9 protein-coding genes are annotated in these 10,056 nt (G+C 70.0%); 5 read left to right on the top strand and 4 right to left on the bottom strand.

Annotation, left to right across the window (positions count from 1 at the left end):
• Positions 1-434: carbohydrate ABC transporter permease (locus tag ACFVH5_RS02015; RefSeq protein WP_385831290.1), on the bottom strand; the 434-nt coding region annotated here is incomplete at its 3' end.
• A gap of 203 nt (positions 435-637) precedes the next feature.
• Positions 638-1,951, bottom strand: coding sequence for an ABC transporter substrate-binding protein (locus tag ACFVH5_RS02010; RefSeq protein ID WP_385831288.1), 1,314 nt, complete (start codon positions 1,949-1,951; stop codon positions 638-640).
• Between the two features lie 283 nt (positions 1,952-2,234).
• Between ACFVH5_RS02010 and ACFVH5_RS02005 the strand changes: the two genes are divergently transcribed.
• The gene (locus ACFVH5_RS02005) at positions 2,235-3,251 is read left to right on the top strand and encodes a LacI family DNA-binding transcriptional regulator (RefSeq protein WP_385831287.1); all 1,017 of its coding nucleotides are present in this window, start codon (positions 2,235-2,237) and stop codon (positions 3,249-3,251) included.
• A gap of 154 nt (positions 3,252-3,405) precedes the next feature.
• Here the strand turns inward: ACFVH5_RS02005 and ACFVH5_RS02000 are convergent, their stop codons facing one another.
• A complete protein-coding gene (locus ACFVH5_RS02000; RefSeq protein WP_385831285.1) occupies positions 3,406-4,386 on the bottom strand; it encodes a TIGR01777 family oxidoreductase in 981 nt (326 codons plus the stop codon).
• A 192-nt stretch (positions 4,387-4,578) separates the two neighbouring features.
• Between ACFVH5_RS02000 and ACFVH5_RS01995 the strand changes: the two genes are divergently transcribed.
• Together ACFVH5_RS01995 and ACFVH5_RS01990 are read left to right on the top strand one after the other, a co-directional pair.
• Entirely contained in the window at positions 4,579-5,628 is a 1,050-nt protein-coding gene (locus tag ACFVH5_RS01995) for an alpha/beta hydrolase (protein WP_385831284.1), read from the top strand.
• 136 nt (positions 5,629-5,764) lie between these two features.
• Positions 5,765-6,562, top strand: coding sequence for an LppX_LprAFG lipoprotein (locus ACFVH5_RS01990; RefSeq protein WP_385831282.1), 798 nt, complete (start codon positions 5,765-5,767; stop codon positions 6,560-6,562).
• 37 nt (positions 6,563-6,599) lie between these two features.
• Here the strand turns inward: ACFVH5_RS01990 and ACFVH5_RS01985 are convergent, their stop codons facing one another.
• Complete coding sequence (locus tag ACFVH5_RS01985) at positions 6,600-7,127, bottom strand: DinB family protein (RefSeq protein ID WP_385831281.1); 528 nt, start codon at positions 7,125-7,127, stop codon at positions 6,600-6,602.
• A gap of 242 nt (positions 7,128-7,369) precedes the next feature.
• Here ACFVH5_RS01985 and ACFVH5_RS01980 point away from each other — a divergent pair, with 242 nt between their 5' ends.
• Together ACFVH5_RS01980 and glpK are read left to right on the top strand one after the other, a co-directional pair.
• Positions 7,370-8,215 (top strand): MIP/aquaporin family protein, encoded by an 846-nt coding sequence (locus ACFVH5_RS01980; RefSeq protein WP_385831280.1) that lies wholly within the window; start codon positions 7,370-7,372, stop codon positions 8,213-8,215.
• 27 nt (positions 8,216-8,242) lie between these two features.
• Positions 8,243-9,760: a glycerol kinase GlpK gene (glpK, locus tag ACFVH5_RS01975; RefSeq protein WP_385831279.1), complete on the top strand. Its 1,518-nt coding sequence runs from the start codon at positions 8,243-8,245 to the stop codon at positions 9,758-9,760.
• Positions 9,761-10,056: the final 296 nt, after the last annotated feature.

Raw genomic sequence — 10,056 nt, 5'->3', positions numbered from 1 at the left:
GTGGCGTACGGGGTGAGGGCGGCGACGCGGAAGAACGTCGAGCCCCGCAACTGGTAGTTGAGCAGGTGCGCGAGACCGAGCGCCATCATCAGCTGCGGCACGGTCGACAGGACGCCGATGGTGAACGTGTTGAGCAGCGCGTTCCAGAAGCGGTCGTCTTCCCACAGGGCCGTGTAGTTGTCGAAGCCGACCCAGTCCATGACGTTCAGGGTCGACAGTTCGACGTGGTGCAGCGAGATCCACGAGGTGTAGACGAGCGGGTAGAAGCTGAAGGCCGCGAAGACGATGAAGAACGGCGCGACGAAGGCGTACGGGGCGCCGCGCACGTCGAGGCGGTGGAGCAGCGTACTGCGGCGTTCGGCGCCGGAACCGGTCCCGTCCGGCGCGGCGGTGCCGGGCGCACCGTCTGGGGGTGTCGAGGTGGAGATGGCCACCGGAAGGCGTCCTTCCTGGAGGGTGGAAGCTGGGGAGCTCGGGGGTGACGAGGGGCAGGGGCCCGGCGTCCCGCACGGGCTGTGCGATGGGACGCCGGGCGGCTGCTACGGAAGCGTCGACGGGCGGTGGATCCTGAGCTGCGGGCCGTCCGCCACGGGCCGCGGGCCGTCGGGGCCCGGGCCGCGGGCGAGAGGGGCCCAGGTCAGCCGGCGGCCTTCTCGATGCGCTTCTCCGTGGTCTTCCACGCCTCGTTCGGGCTCTTGTTCTGCGCCTCGATCAGGGTCAGACCCTGCGAGAAGATGTCCTTGATCGTGCCGTCCTTGCGGCCGAGCACCTGCTCGTCGGGGATCTCCTTGGCCGCGTCACCGAAGATCTGCCCGATGGGCGCACCGGCGAAGTAGTCGGACTTGGCGTCGACCACTTCGGGCATCTCCAGGGCCGTCTGCGACGACGGGAAGTTGCCGATCTCCTTGAACAGGTAGGCCTGCTGCTCGGGGGCGGTCAGCCAGGCCACGAGGTCCTGCGCCTCCTTCTTGACCGGGCTCTTGTCCATCACCCCGAGGAAGGAACCGCCCCAGTTGGCGCCCTGGGGTGCCTTGGCCACGTCCCACTTGCCCTTGTTCTTCGGTCCGGCCTTCTCGCTGATGTGCGCGAGCATCCACGCCGGGCAGACGGTGGAGGCGAAGGTGCTGTTGGCCAGGCCCGGGTCCCAGCCGGGCTGGAACTGGCGGAGCTTGGCGGTCAGATCGGACGTGGCCGCCTCGGAGGCCAGCTTCCACGCGTCCTTGACGACGGGGTTCGTCTCGTAGATGAGCTTGCCCTGCTTGTCGTAGAACTGCTGGGAGTTGCCGTAGATCATGGCGTTGAACAGTCCGCTGGAGCTGTCCATGAAGGCGACCTTGTCGTCCTTGGACTCGGCCTTGAACTTCTTGCCCGCCTCGACGTACTTCGACCAGTCGCCCTCCCACAGCTTGGCGACCTCCTCGCGGTCGGTGGGCAGACCGGCCTGCTCGAACAGGTCCTTGCGGTAACAGACCGCCATCGGGCCGATGTCCGTCCCCAGGCCGATGACCTTCTTGTCCGAGGTGGTCACCTGGCTCTGCTTCCACGGCAGGAAGTGGTCGGTCCCGGCCGCACCGGCCAGGTCGACGAACTTGTCCTGCTGCGTGTCGGACAGTTCCTTGGCCCTACCAATCTCTATGCCCTGGATGTCCTTCAGCCCGCTGCCGGCCGCCAAGTGGGTCTGCAGCGCGGTGTAGTACGTCTGCTCGTCGCCCGCGACATCCGCCTTGATGACGACATCCGGGTGCTCCTTCATGTACTTGTCGAGCAGGCCGGTCTCCTTGAAGCCCATGACGCCGAACAGGCCCATGGTGATGGTGGTCTTGCCGTCCTTCTTCCCACCGCCCGTCCCCCCGCTGTCGCTGCCTCCGCAGCCCACGACCAGGCCGAGAGCCGACACAACCGATACGGCGGCCACGGCTCGTGTACGCAACTTCTTTCGGGCCTTGCCCATTTCGTCCTCCTAGCGGCGGCGCTGACGCACCGGAGTTCGAGCCCCGCGGTCCGCTCCGCAGGCCCGATTTGTCCAGTGGGTACGTTCCCAAACGACGATGGGAACGTGCCCACTCGGTGGCCCAGAGCGTGGCCGCCGTCACAGGGTCCTGTCAAGAAGTTGAAACCACTTCGTTGCCGGAAGATGTCGTGGAGCCTCGCCCGGACCCTTCGGGCGTACTTCGCGCGTCTGGCACAATGCGCAGGTGGCAGCCGTTCGGGCGGCGTGTGGGCGAGGAGGCGACATGCGGGGCAGACAGCGTCCGACCATCAAGACCGTGGCCGCGCGCGCCGGTGTCGGACGCACCACGGTTTCACGAGTCATCAACGGCTCGGAGCTCGTCAGCGAGAAGGCCAGGGCCGCCGTGCTCGCCGCCATCGCCGAGCTGAACTACGTGCCGAACTCGGTCGCCAGGGGCCTGGTGACGAGCCGGACGAACTCCGTGGCGCTGGTGATTCCCGAGTCCGAGAGCAGACTGGGCTCCGAGCCGTACTTCTCGGCGGTCATCCGCGGGGTCAGCACCGCTCTCGCGAGGACCCGCACGCAGCTCCAGCTCGTCCTCGTACGTGACCAGGCCGAACGTGACCAGCTCACCGAGTCGGTGGCGGAACGCCGTGTCGACGGGGTCCTGCTGGTCTCGGTGCACGAGCACGATCCGCTGCCCGGCCTGCTGGAGGACATGGGGCTGCCCACGGTGCTCGCCGGGCGCCGCTCCCCCGACGAGTCGCTCAGCCATGTGCACTCCGACAACGCGGGCGGAGCCGCGACGGCCGTCGGCCATCTGCTCGCCCAGGGGCGGCGGACCATCGCGACGATCAGCGGCCCCCTCGACATGGACGTGGCACGGAGCCGGCTCCAGGGGTGGCGTGAGGCCCTTGAGAAGGACGGACACGAGGCCACGGACCGGCTGGTGGCCTCCGGGGACTTCACCGAGGAGGGCGGCGAGGCCGCGATGCGTTCACTCCTTGAACAAGTCCCGGCGCTCGACGCCGTGTTCGTCGCCTCGGACGTGATGGCCGCGGGGGCGCTGGTGGAGTTGCGCAGGCAACGGCGCAGGGTGCCGGACGACGTGGCGGTGGTCGGCTTCGACGACTCCATCATCGCCCGGCACACCAACCCACCCCTCACCAGCGTGCGTCAGCCCGTCGAGGAGATCGGCGAGACGATCGCCCGCCTGCTCCTGGAGGAGATCGGCAACCCCGAGGAACCACGCAGACAGGTCGTGCTTCCCACGGAACTTGTCGTACGCGAATCGTCCTGAGGCGGGGGTTCGTGGGTTGCGTGCGGGCTGTGTGCTCGGCACGCGCCGAGTGCCTCGTACGGGCCGCGGATTTCGTACGGGCCACACGCTTCGTACGTTCCATGCGGGCCGAGCGTTCCGTGCGGGCCGCGTGTTCCAGGCCCGGGGAAGATCGCTAGCGCTGCGGGAGCCGGTCGGTGTCGCGGTTCTGACGTGTACGGCCGACCCGTCGTCCGACGAGGGAGGTGGCCGCGCTCCCCCACTCGGGATGTGCGAACGTGAACCCGGCCGCGCTCAGCCGGCCCGGCACCACCCGGCGGCTCTTCAACAGCAGTTCCGTGTCCGAGCGCAGCGCGAACGCCCCCAGTTCGGCCATCCAGCGTGTCGCCGGCAGCCCCACCGGAACACGCCACGCGGTGCGCAGCGCCCGCATGAAGTCGCGGTGCGGAAGAGGCCCGGGAGAGGCGAGGTTCACCGGTCCCTCGATGTCGTCCCGGTCGATCAGGAACTCCACCGCGCGCACGAAATCCTCGTCGTGGATCCAGGAGACGTACTGCGCGCCGCCCGCCACCGGCCCGCCCAGTCCGAGTCGCACGAGCCGCGACAGCACGTCGAACACGCCGCCCCGGTCCGGGCTCATGACCATCGCCGAGCGCAGGGCCACCTTGCGGGTCGCGGGAGTCGGCGCCTCGGTCTGCGCCCGCTCCCAGTTCTCGGCGATCTCGACGCTGTACGCCCAGTGGTCCGGCACCCCGGTCTCCGAACCGCCGATCACCCCGGTCGCCTCGTCGTTCGCCGCGTCGAAACTGTGGGCGTAGACCGTCGCCGTACTCATCTGCAGCCAGACACGCGGTGGCCGCGCGGCGGCTGCGACGGCCTCGCCGACCACGCGTGCCGAGTCCACCCGGGAGTCCATCATGGCCCGCAGGTTCTCCTCGGTGTAGCGGCAGGAGACGCTGCGTCCGGCCAGGTTGATGACGACATCGCTGCCGTCGATCGCCTCGGCCCAGGGTCCGAGGGTGGTCCCGTCCCAGCGGAGGTCGTGCGCCCTCGACGGGCTCCGGGTCACCACCGTGACCTCGTGGCCGGCCGCTGTCAGCGCACGGTCGAGAATCGCGCCCACCTGTCCGGTTCCCCCGGGCAGCACTACCTTCATCGAACCCCCTCGGCTTCGTTCGACGACAGCGTATCCCTCATTTTTGAACATGTTCAACTAGAGGTCCAGGCCGACTGTTGGCTTTACGGGCCGCGACCCGCTCGGTTGCTGGTTTCCTGGGCTCATGATCTCTGTGACATCTGCGCTCGGCGCGGCCCGGATACGTCCCTTCGCCTGCCAGGGGCGTGCGTCATGACCGGGCGTCAGGACTCTGTGGCCTCCGACCAGGTCGCCGCGGGCGCCGCCGACTCCGTGCGCACGGCCCCGCCGCTCGATGCCGAACTGGCCGCCGCTCTGGCCGACTTGGGCGACCCGTCCAGAGCCCGGCTCACGGCGGAGAACCTCGCCGACCAGCGGGCCCGGGACGCGGCGAGCCGGCCCCGGCCCACCGCGGCCGAGCTGCGGGCCGACGGCCGGTTCGCCGTCGAGGAGCTGCGCGTGCCCGGTGCGGAGGGGCGGCCGGACGTGACGCTGGTGTACGCGCGGCCCGCCGATGCCACCGGACCGCTGCCGGTCCTGTACTACCTGCACGGCGGCGGGATGATCATGGGTAACGCCTGGTCCGTCCTGCCGAGGATGCTCCGCGACTGGTCCGGCCCTCTCGGCCTGGCCGTCGTGTCCGTGGAGTACCGACTCGCCCCGGAGACGCCCTACCCGGGACCGCTGGAGGACTGCCACGCAGGCCTCCTGTGGACCGCCGGCCGGGCGGACGCGCTCGGCATCGACGCCGGGCGCGTGGTCGTCGGGGGCAAGAGCGCAGGGGGCGGGCTCGCCGCGGCCCTGACGTTGCTCAACCGGGACCGGGGCGACGGACCGACACCTCTCGGGCAGCTCCTGCTGTGCCCGATGCTCGACGACCGCCTCGACAGCCCCTCCGCCCACCAGCCGGCCGGCGCCGGCCTGTGGGACAGGGCCTCGACCGCCGTCGCCTGGCAGGCCTACCTCGGAGACAGGTACGGCACCTCGGACCTGCCGCCCTACGCCGCTCCGGCCCGCGCCACCGACCTCGGCGGACTGCCGCCCACGTACATCGACGTCGGCTCGGCGGAGACCTTCCGCGACGAGAACGTCGGCTACGCCCACGGTATCTGGCGGGCCGGCGGCGACGCCGAGCTCCACGTCTGGCCCGGCGCGTTCCACGGCTTCGACTCGGTCGCCCCGACCGCGGCCCTCTCCCGCGAGGCCCGCGACGCCCGAACCCGGTGGCTCGGCCGCATACTCGGACGGGCCCGCCCGCAATGAGGCGGAGGAGGCGCGGCCCCCTCTCCGAGACGTGGGCCGCAGCCGAAAATCGCAGGCCCCGACGCCGGTCACATGCGAAGATCTCCAGGCCCCAGCGGGCCCCACCCCACCGCAGTGACGATTCCCCGGAGAGCCGATGCGCCGCGCCCACCTCCTCTCCGCCGCCCTCCTGCTCTGCACCGCCTGTTCCGGCGGCGCGGACAGCGACAGGGACGCGGGAGAGCGCACGAAGCAGGCCGCGGCCCACGCGGCGGCCGTGCGCGCCGCGATCGCGAGGACGAGCGCGGACAGCGTGCGCGTGGACGAGACGATCGAGATGCGGTCCACGGACAGCCCCACGACGTACGTGTTCGCGATCGGCGGCGCCTTCGACCTGGCGGGTGACCGGGGCCGGCTCACGGTGGACCTCGAGGACAGCGGCATGGACACCGTCGAGGAGGTCTTCGTCGGTGACACGGTCTATGTACGGGGCTCGCGGACGGTGGACGAGGACAAGTGGGCCGCGGCCGACCGGAGCGAGGCCCTGACCAGCTATTTCCTGCGGTCGCCGCTGAACGACACCGAACATCTGCTCCGCCAGACGAAGGCGATGCGGCAGGTGTCGAACGAGGGCCAGGAGCAGGTTGACGGCGCTCCGGCGGTGCACTACCGGGGCACGATCGACCACGCCACGGCGACGCTCCGGATGACGGCGAAGACCAGACAGGGGCTGGACGAGATGCGGGAGGAACTGGGCGACGACGTGCCCGTCTACGCGGACGTGTGGGTCGACGGGAAGGGGCGCGCCGTCCAGGTCAGACTGTCCTACTTCGGCGGCATGAAGGCCGTGACGACGATGACGCTCTCGGACTTCGGGACGCCGGTGAAGGCCGAGGCCCCGCCGGACGACGAGGTCGTCCCCGTGACGGCGGGCGAGGACGTCCTGCTGGCCTGAGCAGCGGGTCGGACGCGGGGTACGAGGTCGGCACCCGTCACGTGCCGGTGACTCCGTCGATCGCCTCCCGGATGAGGTCGGCATGGCCGTTGTGACGCGCGTACTCCTCGATCAGGTGCACCAGGATCCAGGGCAGCGAGACTCCCTGATGACCGACGTGCCCCGCGTCCTTTGCGGACAGGCGGCCGGAGTCGTCCAGGGTCGCGTCGGCGATCAGCTCACGGCCCCGGGCGATCTCCGCCTGCCAGACGGCCATCACCTCGGCCGGTCCCCGGTCCGGTTCGAGGGCGAAGCCGTCGTGATTGCCCTGCCCGAACACAGGTGGCACGTCCTGTCCTGCGAAGATGCGCTGGAACCAGTTGCGCTCCACCTCGGCCAGGTGCTGGACGAGGCCGAGCAGCGTCATCGACGACGGTGCCGCCGCGGCCAGTCGTAACTGATCGTCCTTCAGGTCCGCGCATTTCAGGGTGAGAGTCGCGCGGTGGAAGTCCAACCACGCCTCCAGCATGGCCCGTTCGTCGGCGTGGGTGGGCGGGATGCGTCGTCCGTCCGGTGTCGTATTCATGGCCACACCCTCGCAGGGGCGGCCGGGGTCCCACAGCCCTGTGCCGGACAGGAAACGGGCGCGGGGGCGACGACCGCCTCGGTCAGGCCGGGCGGGCGCGTGGCAGGCCATGGCTGTCGCTGACGCCGCCCGACCTCGCGCCCGAAATGCCTTGATATGCACTTTCCTGTAAACCGTCCTAGCCTGGCGGATATCGCTCGGGGCGGTCGACGGCCGGTACAGCCGGCGGAGGGTGAGCTTCCATGGCTGAGCGACGCATACGGTCCGGGCTGGTCGGCGAGTTGTCGGCCGAGTTCGCGGGCACACTGATCCTCATCCTCTTCGGATGCGGTGTGGTGGCCCAGGTGTCCGCGGGAGGCGCTCTCACCGATCCGGCGGGTGGCCTGGGTGACCACGACAGCATCGCCTGGGCGTGGGGCCTCGGTGTCACCCTGGGCGTCTACGTGGCGGCGAGGCTGAGTGGTGCTCACCTCAATCCCGCGGTGACCGTCGCACTCGCGGCGTTCAAGGGATTCCCGTGGCGCAAGGTGGCCCCCTACGCACTGGCCCAGACGGCCGGTGCCTTCGTGGCCGCACTCCTCGTCCGCTGGAACTACAGCGAAGCGCTGGCGAAGGCCGACCCCGGACACACCATCAAGACGCAGGGCGTGTTCTCGACCCTTCCCGGCAACGGAAACCCCGCCCTTCCGGTCCACGAGTGGGGCGCGTTCCGCGACCAGGTCATCGGCACCGCCATCCTGCTGCTGCTGATCATGGCCATCACGGACATGCTGAACACGCCGCCGGGCGCGAACCTGGGCCCGTTCATCATCGGCCTGGTCGTGGTCGCGATCGGCATGGCCTGGGGAACGAACGCGGGGTACGCCATCAACCCGGCCCGTGACTTCGGACCGCGGCTGGCCAGCTTCCTCACCGGCTACGGCGGAGCGTGGCGAGATCAGTACGGGAACCTCTACTTCTGGGTTCCGATCATCGGCCCGCTGGTCGGCGGCCTGCTCGGCGCGGGTCTGTACAAGGTCTTCATCGCCCGCTTCCTGCCGTCCGCGGAACCCGAGCCGCCGGGACGCGTCCCGGCATCCAAGGACTGACCCGACCGGCCGGAGAGGCGGAAACCCATGGCGGACTTCATCGGCGCGGTGGACCAGGGAACCACCAGCACCCGATTCATGATCTTCGACCACAGCGGCAACGAGGTGGCGAAGCACCAGCTGGAGCACGAGCAGATCCTGCCGCGGTCGGGCTGGGTGGAGCACGACCCGGTGGAGATCTGGGAGCGCACCAACTCGGTGATCCAGAACGCCCTGCGTCACGGCGGGCTGACGGCGACCGACCTGGCCGCGATCGGTATCACGAACCAGCGCGAGACCACGGTGGTCTGGGATCCGCGCAACGGCCGCCCGTACTACAACGCCATCGTGTGGCAGGACACCCGCACCGACGGGATAGCGGCGGCCCTGGAACGCTCGGGGCAGGGCGACGTCATCCGCCGCAAGGCCGGGCTGCCGCCGGCCACGTACTTCTCCGGGGGCAAGATCCAGTGGATCCTGGAGAACGTCGACGGCGTGCGCGAGGCGGCGGAGCAGGGCCACGCCCTGTTCGGCAACACCGACGCGTGGGTCCTGTGGAACCTCACCGGCGGGCCCGACGGCGGTATCCACGCCACCGACGTGACCAATGCCAGCCGCACCATGCTGATGAACCTGGAGACCCTCGACTGGGACGACGAACTGCTGGGCTTCTTCGGCGTCCCGCGGGCCATGCTGCCGGCCATCAAGCCCTCGTCGCACCCGGAGGCGTACGGCGTCACCCGCGCCTCACGGCCGCTGCGCGCGGCCATTCCCATCGGGGGCGTGCTCGGCGACCAGCAGGCGGCGACCGTCGGGCAGGTCTGCTTCGCGCCGGGCGAGGCGAAGAACACGTACGGCACGGGCAACTTCCTGGTGCTCAACACCGGCACCGAGCTGGTCCGCTCCGAGCACGGGCTGCTCACCACCGTGGCGTACAGGTTCGGTGACGAGCCGGTGGTCTACGCGCTCGAAGGCTCCATCGCGGTGACCGGCTCCGCCGTGCAGTGGCTGCGCGACCAGATGAAGATCATCAAGACGGCCGCCGACAGCGAGGAGCTGGCCCGCAGCGTCGAGGACAACGGCGGGATGTACTTCGTGCCGGCCTTCTCCGGGCTGTTCGCGCCGTACTGGCGATCCGACGCGCGCGGGGCGATCGTCGGTCTCGCCCGGTACAACGACAACGCGCACCTGGCACGGGCGACCCTGGAAGCCATCTGCTACCAGAGCCGCGACGTCGTGGATGCCATGGAGCAGGACTCCGGCGTCCACCTCGACGTGCTCAAGGTCGACGGCGGGGTCACCGCCAACGACCTCTGCATGCAGATCCAGGCCGACGTCCTCGGTGTCCCCGTGAGCCGTCCCGTCGTCGCCGAGACGACCGCGCTGGGCGCCGCGTACGCGGCGGGACTCGCCACCGGGTTCTGGCGGGACACCGACGAACTGCGCACCCACTGGAACGAGTCGAAACGCTGGGAGCCGCAGTGGTCCGACGACCAGCGCGCGGAGGGCTACGAAGGGTGGAAGAGGGCCGTGGAACGCACCCTCGACTGGGTACGCGTCCCCTGACGGCGCGTGCGCGGAGCGCGGCATCGGCTGTGTCCGGTGCCGCGTTCCGCGCTGTGTCCGGTGCCCCGCTCCGCCGCCGCTGACCCCCGTTGACAGCGGCGACGGGCGAAGCCCCACAACAGGTTCCGTGCCGAACCTGCGGTTGATCCGGTTGACCGTCCCGGCGCGAAGGGGGGTCCGTTCGCCGGGCCGGCCAACCGGCTGTTCGAAGACTGCAAGAGCGACCTTGTGAAAACCTTGCCGGGCCCGGTCGGAGCCGGGATGACAGGGTGTACCGGAACCATCACCATGACGGC

The sequence above is a fragment of the Streptomyces sp. NPDC127119 genome (assembly GCF_042677425.1).
In the GTDB taxonomy this organism is placed as follows: domain Bacteria; phylum Actinomycetota; class Actinomycetes; order Streptomycetales; family Streptomycetaceae; genus Streptomyces.
Note: the sequence above shows the minus strand (reverse complement) of the source record. Positions and strands in the feature narration are given on the sequence as shown.